General features: G+C 68.2%; 11 protein-coding genes and 3 pseudogenes. 7 read left to right on the top strand and 7 right to left on the bottom strand.

Annotation, left to right across the window (positions count from 1 at the left end):
- Positions 1 to 489: pseudogene (locus RIF68_RS08720) on the top strand (hypothetical protein); the annotation flags it as partial.
- 141 nt (positions 490 to 630) lie between these two features.
- A complete protein-coding gene (locus tag RIF68_RS08715) occupies positions 631 to 2,304 on the top strand; it encodes a serine/threonine-protein kinase (RefSeq protein ID WP_309050562.1) in 1,674 nt (557 codons plus the stop codon).
- Between the two features lie 641 nt (positions 2,305 to 2,945).
- Here RIF68_RS08715 and RIF68_RS08710 read toward each other — a convergent pair.
- From RIF68_RS08710 to RIF68_RS08690, 5 genes are all read right to left on the bottom strand, one after another.
- Entirely contained in the window at positions 2,946 to 3,542 is a 597-nt protein-coding gene (locus tag RIF68_RS08710; protein ID WP_309050561.1) for a hypothetical protein, read from the bottom strand.
- Between the two features lie 189 nt (positions 3,543 to 3,731).
- Positions 3,732 to 5,531, bottom strand: coding sequence for a polyprenyl diphosphate synthase (uppS, locus tag RIF68_RS08705; protein ID WP_309050560.1), 1,800 nt, complete (start codon positions 5,529 to 5,531; stop codon positions 3,732 to 3,734).
- On the bottom strand, positions 5,483 to 6,322 hold the full coding sequence (locus tag RIF68_RS08700; RefSeq protein WP_076688362.1) for a hypothetical protein: 840 nt from the start codon (positions 6,320 to 6,322) through the stop codon (positions 5,483 to 5,485). Before RIF68_RS08700 ends, uppS begins: the two co-directional genes overlap by 49 nt.
- Positions 6,319 to 6,924, bottom strand: coding sequence for an ABC transporter ATP-binding protein (locus RIF68_RS08695; RefSeq protein ID WP_309050564.1), 606 nt, complete (start codon positions 6,922 to 6,924; stop codon positions 6,319 to 6,321). Before RIF68_RS08695 ends, RIF68_RS08700 begins: the two co-directional genes overlap by 4 nt.
- Positions 6,925 to 8,196: 1,272 nt before the next feature.
- Positions 8,197 to 8,757, bottom strand: a complete 561-nt coding sequence (locus tag RIF68_RS08690) for a TetR family transcriptional regulator (protein ID WP_309050559.1) — start codon at positions 8,755 to 8,757, stop codon at positions 8,197 to 8,199.
- 115 nt (positions 8,758 to 8,872) lie between these two features.
- Here RIF68_RS08690 and RIF68_RS08685 point away from each other — a divergent pair, with 115 nt between their 5' ends.
- From RIF68_RS08685 to RIF68_RS08665, 5 genes and pseudogenes are all read left to right on the top strand, one after another.
- On the top strand, positions 8,873 to 9,565 hold the full coding sequence (locus RIF68_RS08685) for an SDR family oxidoreductase (protein WP_076681997.1): 693 nt from the start codon (positions 8,873 to 8,875) through the stop codon (positions 9,563 to 9,565).
- A 60-nt stretch (positions 9,566 to 9,625) separates the two neighbouring features.
- Positions 9,626 to 10,240: pseudogene (locus RIF68_RS08680) on the top strand (aldo/keto reductase); the annotation flags it as partial.
- A 170-nt stretch (positions 10,241 to 10,410) separates the two neighbouring features.
- A pseudogene (locus RIF68_RS08675) lies at positions 10,411 to 10,680 on the top strand (aldo/keto reductase); the annotation flags it as partial.
- Between the two features lie 171 nt (positions 10,681 to 10,851).
- Positions 10,852 to 11,856 carry an NADP-dependent oxidoreductase gene (locus tag RIF68_RS08670; protein ID WP_309050563.1) on the top strand — a complete coding sequence of 335 codons (1,005 nt, stop codon included), beginning with the start codon at positions 10,852 to 10,854 and terminating at the stop codon, positions 11,854 to 11,856.
- Between the two features lie 162 nt (positions 11,857 to 12,018).
- On the top strand, positions 12,019 to 12,771 hold the full coding sequence (locus RIF68_RS08665; protein WP_309050558.1) for an alpha/beta hydrolase: 753 nt from the start codon (positions 12,019 to 12,021) through the stop codon (positions 12,769 to 12,771).
- 438 nt (positions 12,772 to 13,209) lie between these two features.
- Here the strand turns inward: RIF68_RS08665 and RIF68_RS08660 are convergent, their stop codons facing one another.
- Positions 13,210 to 14,238 carry a terminase large subunit domain-containing protein gene (locus RIF68_RS08660; RefSeq protein ID WP_237283283.1) on the bottom strand — a complete coding sequence of 343 codons (1,029 nt, stop codon included), beginning with the start codon at positions 14,236 to 14,238 and terminating at the stop codon, positions 13,210 to 13,212.
- 95 nt (positions 14,239 to 14,333) lie between these two features.
- Positions 14,334 to 14,594, bottom strand: coding sequence for a hypothetical protein (locus RIF68_RS08655; protein ID WP_076681991.1), 261 nt, complete (start codon positions 14,592 to 14,594; stop codon positions 14,334 to 14,336).
- Between the last annotated feature and the right edge of the window lie 482 nt (positions 14,595 to 15,076).

Genomic DNA, 15,076 nt, shown 5'->3' with positions numbered 1-15,076 from the left:
TGCTTATCGGAGGGCGAGCTGGTGTCGGCAAGACGACGGTGGGGTGGGAGGTCTCGGCGCTGCTGCGCTCCGCGGCCGTCGCTCACGCGATCATCGATGGTGACTTCATGGGGCAGGTGCATCCTGCACCAGAGGGAGACCCTCACCGCGCGGAGATCACCGAGAGCAATCTGGCTGCCGTGTGGGCGAACTTCACCCAGCGTGGGTATCGGCGTCTCATCTACACGAACACCTTGAGCCGCCCGCGAGCGGCTGGTGGGCCGGGAACGCGGGGCAGAGTTGGAGCAGGAGCTGGCAGGAAGTGCCCGCAAGGCACGGCTCCTGGACCAGCGGGCACCTGAGAACACGGTTCGAGTAGCGACGGACGGGCGGCTCGTCGTCGACATCGCTCGGGAGGTAGTGGCCGCCACCGGTTGGGCGAGCAACGTTCGCCGTGACGAAAGGGCTGCCGAGCGAGTACTTGTGACAAGTCGAATGCCTCGTGGGTGACAACCAGGCTGCCTCGTCCAGTTCCACCCGCCAGCTCGTAGGGCTTCGCCGGTGACAATTTCGGAGCTTCGGCTCACTGCGACCGAGCTCGGCTCGTAGCGAGATGAGCGTTCTGCTTCGCGGAACCGGTTGTGCCGGAGCATGGCAGGTGAAAATCTGCTCTTCCTTCTGACCTATGGAGCCACTCTGATGGACGCTCTTCGTGGCGAAGATCCCGGCCGTGCAGGAAACTTCGCTCTCTTGGCAAGGCTGGGGAGCGGCGGCATGGGCGAGGTGTTCCTCGGGCGCTCGCCTGAGGGCAGGACGGCGGCAGTCAAGCTCATCCATCCGGATCTGGCCCGCGATCCGGAGTTCCGCCGCCGTTTCAGGCTCGAGGTGGCTGCGACCCGCAAAGTGGCCGGCCCCTGGACGGCATCAGTGCTCGCCGCCGACACAGAGTCTCCCCGGCCCTGGGTGGCCACCAGTTTCGTTCCAGGTCTTACCCTCACCGAGGCAGTGGCCATGGGCGGCCCTCTCCCTGAGTCGGCAGTACTCCACATGGCCAACGGACTCGTCCACGCCCTTCGCGACATCCACGCAGCAGGCATGGTCCACCGGGACCTCAAGCCGTCCAATGTGATGTTGACCCTTGACGGACCGATAGTGATCGACTTTGGCATCGTCCGGGCTGCCGATGCCAGCGTGGTCACCCGGGCCGGAGCGATAGTGGGCTCTCCCGGATTCATGTCTCCAGAGCAGGCGCACGGACTTGAAGCGGGTTCGCCGAGTGATGTGTTCGGCCTGGGCTGCGTCCTGGCGTTTGCCGGTACCGGCAGAGCGCCCTTCGGCAGTGCCACCGACAGCGGCGTAGCGGCCGTGTTGCTCAGGGTGGTATCCGAAGAGCCTGACCTGACGGGCATACCGGAATCGCTGCGCTCTTGGGTGGTGGCCTGCCTGGCCAAATCCCCAGCGGACCGCCCAACTGTGGCGAACCTAAGAGAGGTACCAGCGATTCAGTCCGCGTTGGAACGGGCGCACGAGGAGTGGCTTCCCCCGACGCTGACCACCGCCGTGGCACGGCGGGTCACCCGAGCCCTCAATCTGGAAACCGCGAAGGACCCGGCCCCTCCGGTTGTTCCTCCCGTTCCTCTGGTAGCTCCGGTTCCGCAGACCCCCACTGCCGTTCCCATCCACAGTGCGGCGACAGTAACCGGGGCTACGCCGACATCGGCACCCCCGCAGAGCCCGCCGCCCCCAGCCTCCAGCACAGACGTGGCGACTGCTGACCGGACGTCCTTTGTCCGACGGCATGCTTTGGTGGCTGCTTCGGTACTGGCAGCCGCCCTGGTCACCGTCGCCCTAACGACCTTTGTCAACTGGCCCGGCAAAGATGAGCCCTCCGCGAAGCCCGCACCTCAACGGTCCGCCTCCCGACCTCAGCAGTCCGCCTCCGAACCCCAGCAGTCCGCCGCCCCACCCGCCACGCCAACCGCGACGGAAGAGCCCACTCCCACTGGAACTATCCCGAAAGCCTTCCTGGGGGTATGGCAAGGCACCGTCACCACCGACCAGGAGCGTCGAATGACAATCACACAGGGCGAGATCGGAATGACCGTGGTGGTCACAAGAACGACCAGCGCAGACGCGAAATGCCGCGGCACCGGGACGCTCCTGTCTGTCACGGAGTCCACCATCGAACTCGACACCGTCCTAACAGAGAGCATTCCCGAGGGCAGCTGCGCCAGCGTCGGCGAGCAGACACTCACGCTTATCGACGACGCACATCTCCGATGGAACGCCGGAGATGGCGGTACCGGGATACTCGCCCGTCAATAGCCTGGCGGTTTGCGAAGATTTAGCAGCCATCAGGTGCATGTGGTGCTGCGCGGTGCCATGGCTGCTTGCGGCGCCGTAGCGGCACGCCGGGTGTCTCCTCGACGAGGAGGCGACGGTGATCGCGTAGGGAAGCGGCGTAGTCGACCGGGTCGTCGTCGAAGCCACGACCTGAAGGGCGTGTGACCTTCCAGCCCCAGTCGGCCGGCAGGCGGTTCTGGTCCACTCTCGCGACAGTCCAGTCCTCCCATCCAAGGCCAGGCACTGATACCCCTCCGTGACGATGCTGAGGCCCCATCTTGGAGCACCCCGGAGCGGGCGTGCTGCGCGGATGCCAAGTCCACGGGATCGCGGAAACTACACCGGGTGTACGGAGCACGACTTCATGAGCACTGGCTCCTGCGGAACCGCCGGATTCCGGGCCTGGTGAGCAGCGCGTGCTTTCGGTGGGCACGATCAGATCAGCCGCCGCCCTTCGAACGGCAGTTACCGTAAGTAGTGCAGCCCGGTTCCAGGGCTGTAAAAAGCACGTCAGAGCACGTTTAGCAGAACGCCCGACTGGCTGCCTAGCCAGGCGTTCTGCTTCCCGGGCTGCCGCCGGGCGGTGTCTCACATGCCGTGGATGCCGCCGATGGAGGGGGTGTCTACCAGCCTGCCTGGGCTTTGGTGTAGGCCGTGCGACAGGCGGGGTCGGCGGCCGTTGTAGAGAGCTTGGTCATGACTTCCTTCCAGATCCTCTTGGCCGCTTCTTCCTGCGGCTTGTACTCAGCGGGGACCTCCGAGACGTGGTTCCTGATCGTCGCGAGGGTGGCGACGGTCCACTTGTTGCATGCCGGGGCGGCGGCGTTGCGGTAGCGGTTGTCGAGCTCGGTTGCCACAGCGGCGCCGTTGCGGACGGCCCAGGTGTTCCAGGTCGCGCACGCGGACTCGGTGAGCAGGGCCTGGTCTTCCTCGCTCAGATTGGCCACGGCGTTCAGGGCGGCGTTCCACGGTTCGTCGGGAACGGTGTAGCGGGTGGTGGGGAACTTCTCCTTGGTCTTGAAGATCGCTTCCTGACAGGAGGGTGGCAGCGGGGCTGCCTGCAGGCGGGAGGCGGCGGTCAGCTGCGAGGCGTCCACGACGTGCTCGGGCGGGGTCTGCGCCTGGCTGGTCATGCTGAGGAAGGACACGCCGACGGCAGCTGTCGAGACCACGGCGGCAGTGAGGATGAGGGGCTTGAAGGTACGGCGGCTGGGTTTCATGGCGGCAGGCTCCTTTGTGAGTACGGCTGGGGGCATCGGCTTGACGCAGACCGCTGCTCGTTCGGAGAACTTCCGCGATGCCTCACAGGACACGAGAGATCACCTGGCGAATGGGCGTTCGTCCGGGGTCGTCCCTGTCGCACCGTCGCCCGGGGACGGCGGCGCGGGAGGGGGGGCCTCTGTGGTCTGTCATCCGCTTGTGCCAAGGCGCGCTTCTTGAGCGGGGACTACAGGCTGTGAGGCGGGGGCCGCGCCGTAGCGGCGGTGGCGATGGCTGTATTGGGTCATGGCCTTCCACAGGTCCCGGCGGTCGATGTCCGGCCAGAGTTTGTCGGTGAAGAGCAGTTCGGCGTAGGCGGTGTGCCAGGGCAGGAAGTTGGAGATGCGCTGTTCGCCGCCGGTGCGCCACAGGAGGTCGACGTCGGGCAGGTCGCCCAGGGGCAGATGGGAGCGAAGCAGGTGTTCCGACACTCTGGTGCCCTGGAGCTGTCCGGTGCGTGCGGCGCCGGCCAGGGAGTCGGCGGCCTGCGTAAGTTCGCTGCGACCGCCATAGTTGAGGCAGAACGTCAGAGTGAGACCGGTGCGGTCTTCGGTGGCCGCTTGGTTGGTGCGCAGGAGGTCGACGAAGTCGCTGGGCAGGCCGTCGGGGAGCCCGGCCCAGCGGATCCGTACGTCGTAGCGCAGGAAGTCTCTGGACTCCAGTTGTTCCCGTGCGAACGTCAGCAGCTTGTCGATCTCCTGCGGCGGGCGCTTTTCCAGGTTCTCGGTGGACAGCAGGTACACGGTCAGGTGAGGGAGCCCGATCTCCGCGGCGCCGTGGACGACGTCGACGAGCGCCTTCCCTCCGGCTTTGTGGCCGTCGTTGCGTGGGAGTCCGCGTGCGGTGGCCCAGCGGCCGTTGCCGTCCATGATGATCGCGACATGCCGCGGCATGCACTCGGCCGGGAGAGCCGGTGGGCGGACCCCATCGGCGTGCGGTTCAGGTGGTTGCGGGAGCTCGGGGGAAGCGGTCCGGGGAGCGGGGAGCACCGGGCGCGTCGGTGGGGGCGCGGTGCGTAGTTCGGGGAGGGGAAAGAGGCGCCAGGTGGTGGCTGCGAGGAGCCGGCCGGGGCCGGTGATGCGCAGGCGGGCGGCGAGGGTCGGGCGGGCGGCATGTTGCAGCAGTGCGGGTCCGGCTTTCTCGGCGGCGTGCAGGCGGGCGCGGTAGAGGGTGCAGCCTGTGCGCAGGACGACGGCGGGGCCGGGTGGCAGACCGGTCCACAGTTGCGGTTGGTCCAGCCAGGTGCGGGCTGTGTTCAGGAGGTGGCTGATCAGTGCCTGGACGGCGGGGGTCCAGCGGTGTTGGAGGAGATCTGTCTCGCAGACGCCGAAGCGGTGCAGTTCCTCCGTGGGGAGGGTGATGTCGCCGCGGTCGAGGTCGTCGGCGAGGTCGGTCAGTGAGTCGGTGAGGAACAGGCCGTCCGACAGCCGCTGGTAGGCGTCCAGGCGAGTGAGGTGGAGCGGGATGTCGAGGCCGGCGTGGCGCAGCATCGTCAGGCACTGCAGCATGAAAGGCACGTTGGTGTCCTTGCTGCGGGTCCGCCACTGCTGCCAGGTCGCCGCGGCGGGAGCGGTCCGCAGGGCGTCTTTCTCAAGGGCCGTGAAGGTGACGTCGAAGGCGGCGGTCTTCAGGTTCCAGCACCACATGGTGTGCACCAGCGCCTGGCGCACCGGGTCCTCGCTTGTGCCGTGGCGCAGGTCGGTGTCCAGGGCTTCGCGCCATTCCCGCAGCCGCTGAGAACCGTCGCCCTCGGTGGTGTCGGCCAGGTCATCGGCAAGGGAGTACGCGGCGAGCAGGGCCCAGCCTGCCGGACGGAGAGCAGGGGGCATCAGCTGCAGGCACCAGAACTCCTCGGCGCTGGTGGACCGTAGATAATCGTGGCACGTCTTGTACGCGGCTTTCAGCTGCGGGTCGTGGATTTCGGCCTGCGCGCAGTCGGCAGCGAACACGGTGCTCCTTGGGTGGAAGACGGGACCCGACCGGTCACCGCGGACCGGGTGCGCCGACGGAAGGCGAGCAGGCTGAGGAGGGCCGCGCCGACGAACCAGACCAACTGCACGCCCAGGCAGCTCAGGAGAACGGAGTGGGAGAAGCCGGCGGCGGAAGCGGACTGCATGGCGCCGTAGGAGGGCAGCAGACGCACCAAGGCGGTGTCGGCTCCTTTGCTGGCGATGGGGTTCTGCAGCGCGAGGTCGATGACGCTGATCATCACGACGAGGAAGATGCCCTCCAGCTCACGGCGCACCACCGTGCCCAGGGCAACGCCCACGGCTCCGTAGGTCACGGCCGCGCTGAACAGCGAAACGGCCAGCAGCACGGGCTGACGGGGCGACCAGTACGCCCACATGACCGCTGTGGCGTAAAGGCTGACGACGGCCGAGGCCAGAACGAGGGAGGCCACCTTCGCCAGTAGCAATTGGGGGCGGGGATAGCCGGCCATGGCCAGACGCCGGTCGAAAGTTCCCGAGCTGAAGGTGACCGAGAACATCGCGAACCCGACGATCAGCGTCACCGCGTTCAGGGCGCCGCTGATCTGAGTGAGCTCGTTGCCCCGGGCGACGAGGATCTCGCCGGTGGCCCAGAGCCTGAACGACACCCCCATGTCCACGATCATGAACTGCCCTAGCGAGATCCACAGGGGAACGAAAAGGAGTACCAGCGCCACGGCGAACCGGTTGCGCACATGCTCGATCAGCGTGAACCGCGTAGCGATGACGAACCGCGCCAGCGAGGGACTCATGACGCTAACCCCGCCCCGGCGCACAGCACGCCTTCCTTCAGGCGCCACAAGACATCTAGCCGGTCCACGTCGTAGGCAAGGTGCGAGACCACCAGCACAGACTGTGCGGAGGTACGCAACTGCACGGCCAGCTGCCAAAACCGCACATACGTTTCCCAGTCGAAGCCCTGATAGGGCTCGTCCAGCAGCAACACATCAGGATCGTGTATCAACGCGAGGGTCAGGTTGAGCTTCTGCCGGGTTCCCCCGCTGAGCGCCCCGACCCGTTCCCCTGCGTACTCGCGAAAGTTCAAGGCCTCCATGATCTCCTCCGCCCGGCGCAGATCAGGGAGCGAGTACGCCGTCCTGAACAGCTCAAGGTGCTGGCGGACGGTGAACGAGTCGTTGAGAATCACCTGCTGCGGGCAGTACCCGAACCGGCCCTCGTGCCGCACCACCCCCCGGTCGGGCCGCAGCTCACCGGCCAAAATCTTCAGCAACGTGGACTTCCCAGCACCGTTCTCCCCCACGATGCCGACCAGTGAACCCCGCGGCAGTTCCATATCCACGCCGCGCAACACCGCCCGGCCACCGTAGGCATGATGAATACCTGCCACCTTCATCAACGCCCCCATGGATCAGACCGTTCCGTCCCCAACAACGCCATAGGCGGGTAATGGTCACGCCCGACGGCAGGGGAAGCGGGCACGCCCCCGGTGCCGAGGTCGCGTACACCTGCTTGCGACGGCCCCTTCTCGGGCGCTCTGTGGTCTTACTGGGACGATGTGGAGGGATGCGCAGCGCATGCCGGAAGATCATTGACAGGCAGCAAGCGGAAGTCGCTGAGCGGTACCAGTGTTCATGATCACGCGGGAATGTCCGATCGGTGCTCTTGAGCACGCGGAAGTGTTCACAAAACTGCGGAACCTGCGACGGGGCGGGCTCCGGACGTCAGCCCGGTGCTCACCGCCGGCATCCGCGCCTGCATCCCGGCCGTGGTGACGATCTGGCGGATGGATCGCTGGGTGGTGCCCGCGGCGCCGGCGCAGGCGAGCTGTAGGAAGAGCGCCAAGCCGATGGTGATCTGCCAGGCAAGGCCGGGAGGGGCGAGCGCAGCGAGAGCTGGGTCAGGGCAGTTATCGCGAGCGCGACCAGCATCATCGGCCCCGGCCTGTATCGGCGGGCCAACGCCGGTGCGGTGAGCGCTCCGGCGGCCGTGCGCCCAGCGCGCCGAGGCCCAGCAGCACCCCGAAGACGGTCGCGCTCATCGCCAGGGACCTCAACAGGTGTGTTTCCGCGGAGACCGTGTCCCTCGCTGGTCGTGTCGCTTTGGGCTGGAGCCGAGCCTGTGGCGCGTGTCGCGCTAGGACGGAGCACGGTGTCCGATTCCCCGCTGTGGGTGCGGCGAACATCACGCCTCGCCGAACTCGGCTGCCCGAGGGGAACTCTATGGGCGGGAGTCGCCCGGGCGGTTGGTTTCGGTGCTGCCCGCTGATGCGTTGTCTGGTGTCAGGAGGTGCGGCAGGTTCGCAGCTGCTTCGCATCCCGGCTCGCGGCCCGTCGCCGTGGAGGCGGAAGCGGCCGGGCTGACGCAGGTTTCGCAGGCGTGTTCGGAAGCGCGGTCGCCCGTCCGGCGAACTTACCGTCGCGATCACCCCCTTGAAAGCGGTCGGCGTCTCCAGTACCAGGGCATCCCGCCATCACCCGGCTGCTCGCCCGGGCTAACGGCGCCGCCCATGCGGATCGCGGCGACGTGGCCGCCGGTCGGGTACGCGTCCGGCGCCAGATCGCAGCCCTGCTGACAACGTTAACGTCGGCTGCGCAACGCCTCCGCCTGGCCGCGGACGCTTCGGCGCCCACGAGCGCGGTCGACGTGCACCCGCACCGCCCCTTGATCAGCCTGCTTCCGTCAAGGCTGCGTGCGCGGCGTCGAGGATCTCTGCGGAGAGCGGGGAACCCGCGGTGGCCCGGGACAGGACCAGCGCACCGAACAGGGTGCAGAGGCGGACGATGCCGTCCTGGTCATCGGTGGCGAGGAAGCCGGCGAAGTCGGCCACTCCCTCGGCGTAGACGCGACGGGCCTCCCGCCCCCCGCCCTCGCGCGCGATGTCGGTGGCGAGGGCTGCGACCGGGCAGCCGTCTGCCGGGTCGTCGCGGTGCTCGACGGAGAGGTAGGTGTCGATCAACGCCTGCTGGGCGGCTTCGCGCTGCCCGTCGTGCCGCTCGAGCCCGGCGCTGTAGCGCTGGGTGAGCTCGGCGAAGGCGTGGGCGGTGGCCTCGTCGACGAGCGCCTCCTTGGAGGCGAACTGCTTGTAGAACGCGCCATGGGTCAGACCAGCCGCCTTCATCAGGTCGGCGACGCTGACCTGCGTGCCCTGCTCTCGGAACAGCCGGGAGGCGGTGTCCACCACCCGCCTGCGATTTTCCTCCGCCTGCGCCTGCGATACGCGGCCCATGGCCACCTCCCGTTTGGATGTCGACTGGCATCTATCATAGCCCTGTGTTTAGATTGCGCTTGAAATCTAATTGACGCGGGTGCTCCGACGGCGCCTGCGAAGGACAGGAGCGAGCATGGAACTCAAGAACGCGGTCGCGGTGGTCACCGGTGCCAACCGGGGCCTCGGGCGGCACCTGGCCGCCCAGCTCGTGGAGCATGGCGCCAAGGTCTACGCGGCGGCCCGCCGTCCCGAGACGATCGACCTGCCGGGCGTCCGCCCACTGCGCCTCGACGTGACGGACCAGGAGTCGATACGGGAGGCCGCCCGCATCGCGTCGGACGCGACGCTTCTGATCAACAACGCGGGCATCTCCACCGGCGCGACGCTGGTCGGCGGCGACCTGGACGAGGTGCGTCGCGAGATGGAGACCAACTTCTTCGGCCCGCTCGTCGCCACACGGGCCTTCGCTCCCCTCATCGAGGGCAACGGCGGCGGCGCCGTACTCAACGTCCTGTCCGCCCTGTCATGGTTCCACCCGTCGGGCCTCGGCTCCTACGCGGCTTCCAAGGCCGCCGCCTGGGCGCTGAGCGACGCGAGTCGCGAGGAACTGGCGCCCCGCGGGATCATCGTCTCGGCGCTGCACGTCGGCTACATGGACACCGACATGGCCGCCGGCGTGCCCGTCGACCAGAAGGTCGCCGCCGCCGACGTCGCGGCCCAGGCCCTTTACGGCATCGAGACCGGCCTGCCCGAGATCCTCGCCGACGAGACCAGTAGGTACGTCAAGCGGAGCCTGTCCGCGGTGCCCCAGCCGAACGCGGGCTGACACTCAGCCCCTCCACCACGGCACGACGGCCTTCCAGGCCCCCTTGCGCAAGGACTTCTCATGCGTTATACGGCCTTCGGCCACAGGACCGGACTGCGCGTCTCCGAGTACGCGCTCGGCACCGCGGACTTCGGCGCCGGCTGGGGCGCAGGCGCCGAGCCCGACGAGGCACGCCGGATCTTCGACCGGTTCGCCGAGGCCGGCGGCGCCTTCCTCGACAGCACCGACAGCTACCAGTTCGGCGGGTCGGGGGAGCTGACCGGCAAGCTGGTCTCCGCCGACCACGAGCACTTCGTCCTGGCCACCAAGCTCGCCCTCGGCGCCGCCTCGCGGCCGGACATCTCCCAGACCGGCAACAGCCGCAAGACCATGGTCGCCTCCGTCGAGGCCCGTCTGAAGCGCCTGGGCGCCGACTACATCGACCTGCTGTGGGTGCACTTCCCCGACCAGCTCGTTCCGATGGGGGAACTCCTGCGCGGTCTCGACGACCTGGTCAGCGCGGGCAAGCTCCACCACGCCGCGCTGTCCGATTTCCCCGCCTGGCGCGTCTCCCGCGCGGTGACCTTCGCCGACCTGCGCAACCAGTCCCCGATCATCGGCATCCAGCACGAGTGCAGCCTGGTCGAGCGCACCGCCGACCGGGAGCTACTGCCGATGGCCGAGAGCCTCGGACTCGGTGCCGCGCTGTGGTCCCCGCTCGGCGGCGGACTGCTCACCGGCAAGTACCGCAGCTTCGCTGAAGGGCGCCTCGGCGACCCGGGCATGGTCATCCACACCGAGAGCACCGACAGAAGGCTGCCGTCGTCGACACCGTCCCGGCCCTCACCCAGGAGACCGTTGCGACGCCCGCCCAGGTGGCGGTGGCCTGGGTCCGCGAGCACGTCGCCCGCTCCACGGCCACGCTGGTCCCGATCATCGGCCCGCGCGACCTCTCCCATCTCGACAGCTACCTCGCGGCCCTCGACGTCCAGCTCACCGACGAGCAGTACGCGCGCCTCGACAAGGTCAGCGCCATGCCGCTCGGCGTACCGCACGAGGGCGTCGCGGGCTCGCTGGGGCACCTCCAGGGCGGCGACGTGAGCAGCGTCATCGCCCCGGCCGTGCCGGTGGCCTGAGCCCGGAAACACGGCCGACGCAGAACTCTCCGCGCAGGCACTGACCACTGCCGTGCCGACGCGGAGCGCGCGGACTAGAAGAACACTACAAATGTCTCGTAACGAGACAAACCCCTCACGGACAGAACATCCCTCCCGCTTGGACGGGAGACCACACGAACGGAGATGACGATGAAGGCCTTCATGGTCGAGGAGTACGGTGCTGCGGCCGGAATGCGCGCCGCCGAGATCCCCGACCCCCAGGTGGGCGCCGACAACGTCCTGGTCAGGATCGACGCGGCGAGTGTCAACCCGCTGGACATGAAGATCCGCGACGGTGACCTTAAGTCGATCCTGCCCTACCGTCTCCCGCTCGTCCTGGGCAACGACCTCGCCGGGACCGTCGTCGGCGTCGGATCGTCTGTCACCCGCTTCGCGGTGGGCGACGAGGTCTACGCGCGGCCCGACAAGGACCGCATCGGCACCTTCGCCGAACTCCTCGCCGTCCACCAGGACGACCTGGCGCCCAAGCCCGCCACGCTCACCATGACCGAGGCCGCCTCCCTCCCCCTGGTCGCGCTGACCGCCTGGCAGGCCCTGGTCGAGCGGGCGAACGTCCAGCCGGGCCAGAAGGTCCTCATCCACGCGGGCGCCGGCGGCCTCGGCTCCATCACCATCCAACTGGCCACGGCACTGGGCGCGCACGTGACCGCCACCGCGAGCACCGCCAAGGTCGGCCTCGTCAAGGACCTCGGCGCGGACGAGGTCATCGACTACCGCACCCAGGACTTCTCCGAACTCCTCACCGGCTACGACCTCGTCCTGGACTCCCTCGGCGGCGAGAACCTCGCCAAGTCCCTGCGCATCCTCAAGCCCGGCGGCCTGGCCATCTCCGTCGCGGGCCCGCCCGACCCGGCCACCGCCCGCGAACTCGGCTCGAACCCGGTGCTCCGCCTGGGCATCGCCGCGCTCAGCGCCAAGACCCGGCGCCAGGCCAAGCGTCTCGGTGTCACGTACTCCTTCCTGTTCATGAAGGCCAGTGGCGACCAGCTGCGCGAACTCACCCCCCTCATCGACGCCGGGAAGATCCGCCCCATCGTCGACCGGGTCTTCCCCTTCGACGAGACCCTTCAGGCCATGGAGTACGTCGAAAAGGGCCACCCGAAAGCCGGCAAGGTCGTCGTCTCCATGACGTGACCCCAGGGCAACGGCTCTGCCGGTCGCCGAGAACGTCGCCCGCCACAACGAGAAGATCCCGCCCCACGCTCCTCTCTCCCACACCAGGACCCGATCACGAACGCACCGTCCAGCTCCCCCACGCCCACCCCGTGGTCGTACCAGAACGAGCCGGCCCGCGCCGTGTCCGTGCACGGCGTGGACGTCGCCTACCGGCAGCACGGTCCGGACGACGGCGTACCGCTGATCCTGCTCAACCACCTGTCCGCGGTCCTGGGCAACTGGGACCCCCGCGTCGTCGACGGACTCGCAGCCCGACGCCGCGTGATCACCCACGACAACCGCGGCGTCGGCGCCTCCGGTGGCTCCACGCCCGACACCATCGAGGCGATGGCCCGCGACACGGTGCTGTTCATCACGGCTCTTGGGTACGACCGTGTCGATCTGCTCGGCCTGTCGATGGGCGGCTTCGTCGCCCAGGTCGTCGCGGCACAGGAACCGGACCTCGTACGGAAGATGATCCTCGCGGGCACGGGCCCCGCCGGAGGCCCCGGCATCAAGGTCACCTCCCTCACCATCAAGGACACCCTCAAGGCCGTCGCGACCCGCAGGAACTCCAAGCAGTTCCTCTTCTTCACCGCCACCGAAAGCGGCCGACGGGCCGCCCACGCCTTCCTGGACCGGCTGAAAGAGCGCACGGACGACCGCGACAAAGCCATCTCGCTCTCATCGTTCCGCGCCCAGTCGAAGGCCATCCACCGCTGGGGCGTCCAGGCCCCCGCCGACCTGTCGCGCACCCACCAGCCGACCTGGTGGCCAACGGCGAGAGCGACCGGATGGTCCCGAGCGCCAACACCCTCGACCTGGTGGCCCGACTGCCCCGGGGTGAACTCGAGCCCCTCTACCCCCGACGCCGGACACGGCGGGATCTTCTAGCACCACGACAGATTCGTTCCGCGGGCGCTCGCTTTCCTGGAACCGTAGCCAGCAGTCAGACAGGCCCAAGGCCCCTGCCTTGCACCCAGTGAGACCGGCACCAGGAAATCCGTCCTCGCACATTGCCACCATGAACAGCGACCCCGGCTTCGGTCAGCTGTTCACTCGGTGCTTCGCCCGGACCCTCGGCCCGGCCGGTCCAGTCTGCAGGGGGCCGGGGTGGGCCTGTAAGGCGGCGGCATCATCGTCTACGTGACTGCCTGGCCGGTGACGAGGCCAACGAGTTCGGTACCATCGCGCACGGACCGGACAGCAGCAAACTCATTCGCCCGGTCAACGACCATCCTGCACCGCCGCGGCCACGAGAGGTCGAACAACTCGTCGCCACCGCTTACCTCGCAACCATTTTCGACGACCGACTCGCCGCCGGTGGCCGCGTCAGGCGGCCCGAGACCTCCTGACCATCGGCTGGTGACGACTCGGGACGCGGTCGGCGACAGCGCGCGTCCTCGTGCAGACGAGTAGATCCCCAGAGCACACCAGAGGCGGTTGCCCGGCATACGTCGCAGCCGCTCCCTGCACACGATTGAGCTCAGCTACACGATCCGTATGGTGCGTTCGCCCCTGAACTGTTCGGCAGAGCACGAACATTCGACGGCGTGACCAAGACATCGCGAAGCCGCTCGATCTCCATCCGCTGGGCGGCGATCTGTGACAGAGCCCGCTCCCTGAAGTCAGCGAGCCCATCGATCTGCGCGTCACGCACGGCGAGGCGTTCCACGCTGAGGGGCGTCGTCGGCGGAGAGAGCGACGGCGGGCACAACGATGACGGTCCACCGGTCGCCCCTCGTCAGCCAGGACTCGACCGGCGCGGTCGTCTTCGTCCCAGCGGGTCTGGATCAGGATGACGGAGCCGCCCGGTTCGATACGGGTCAGGAGGACGGTCTGCCACCATTCCCACAGCCGTTTCCGCATGGTGGGGGAGGAGGCTTCGGCCGCGCCCTTGATTGGGTCGTCGACCACGGCCAAGTGGGCGCCCTTGCCGGTGAGGCCTCCGCCGACACCGGCCATGACCGCGCCGCCCTCGGTGCCGGTGAGGGCGAAGCGGTTGGCGGCGGATGAGCCGGGCCGCAGGCTGATGCCGAGCCGGGACTGATAGTTGAGGATCGCGTCCCTGATCCACCGACCGTGATCGTCAGCCAGGTCGGACGAGTAGCTGGCGATCATCACCCGGTGCTCGGTACGGCGCCGCAGGTACCAGAGCGGCGCCCACCTGGCAGCCCTGCGGCTCTTGCCGTGCCGCGGGGGCATCGTCAGCAAGAGCCGTGTCGGTATGCCCGCGGCGACCTGCTCGAAGGCGGCGTCGATCAATCCCAGGTGCGGGGCCTGCATCTCGCGGCCGTCGGTGAGTACGGCAGCCATCGCCCTTGGCGAACGGTCCATCGCCAGCTCACGCTCGATACGCACGAGCCGGGCACGGAGCTCGGGGGTTGGAGGCGGCGGCTATCTCATGGCGGCGCTGAGCGGGAAGCGTCCGGTAGAGGTCGAGAACCGCCGCTTCGTCAGCCCTGCCCACCCGCGCCATCGGCGAGGTTGATCAGGCGCTCCAGCTCGTCCAGGCCGACGGTGTCCACCTGTACCGCTCCACCGTCCGGGCCGGACACCTCTGTGCGTACGGGCCGGTCCAGGCCCAGGAGGCGGCTACTGCGCTCGATGACGTGGACCGCACGGTCGACGGCCTGGTAGTCACCGTTGCGGACCGCGGCCCGGTAGACGCCGAAGAACAGCCGCTCCAGGCGCTCCACCATGAGCTGCCGCAGCACGTCGGTGCGGTCGTCCAGGGGAGTGGTGCGCTCGGCCGATGCCTTGGATACCCGCGCAGTGCAACTGCAACGCGTCCCGCGTGCGCCTTGGCTCTGACTTGACGGTTCCAGTTCAGGGGAACCGAGCCGCGCAGGAACCGTGCCCGACGCACCGCACGATCGAGAACGCTATGGAGACACCTGCCACGTGAGTGTGCTCCGGGCCAGGGTTCCGCACGACGTCGGCGCACTGACCGATCAGTTCGCCCCAGATCGCGAGTGGCTGGAACGTCAACGGTTTACCCACCCCGGAGTACCGCAGCACCGTCAAGGTTGGTGGTACGAGCAGCATCGGCCATAGGATGACGGCCGTCATCGTGGCGACCTGGGCTAGTACTGCAACGGTGCTTGCCGTGACTGGTGGCCAGGTCAGGGGATGTGTCCGCGTTGTTTGTAGTGACTGGTGCGGGCCTGGTGCTGTCGTCGTCGGCGCCAGGTCGACC

Origin of the sequence: Streptomyces sp. (genome assembly GCF_031178505.1) — a bacterium.
Lineage (GTDB): Bacteria > Actinomycetota > Actinomycetes > Streptomycetales > Streptomycetaceae > Streptomyces > Streptomyces gulbargensis.
This window is presented reverse-complemented; position numbering and strand designations above follow the sequence as displayed.

Excerpts from the sequence above, each read along its gene's own strand:
- RIF68_RS08700 (WP_076688362.1), bottom strand. The coding sequence starts at position 6,322 with ATGAGTCCCTCGCTGGCGCGGTTCGTCATCGCTACGCGGTTCACGCTG.
- RIF68_RS08690 (WP_309050559.1), bottom strand. The coding sequence starts at position 8,757 with ATGGGCCGCGTATCGCAGGCGCAGGCGGAGGAAAATCGCAGGCGGGTG.
- RIF68_RS08715 (WP_309050562.1), top strand. The coding sequence starts at position 631 with ATGGCAGGTGAAAATCTGCTCTTCCTTCTGACCTATGGAGCCACTCTG.
- RIF68_RS08710 (WP_309050561.1), bottom strand. The coding sequence starts at position 3,542 with ATGAAACCCAGCCGCCGTACCTTCAAGCCCCTCATCCTCACTGCCGCC.
- RIF68_RS08670 (WP_309050563.1), top strand. The coding sequence starts at position 10,852 with ATGAAGGCCTTCATGGTCGAGGAGTACGGTGCTGCGGCCGGAATGCGC.
- RIF68_RS08695 (WP_309050564.1), bottom strand. The coding sequence starts at position 6,924 with ATGAAGGTGGCAGGTATTCATCATGCCTACGGTGGCCGGGCGGTGTTG.
- RIF68_RS08685 (WP_076681997.1), top strand. The coding sequence starts at position 8,873 with ATGGAACTCAAGAACGCGGTCGCGGTGGTCACCGGTGCCAACCGGGGC.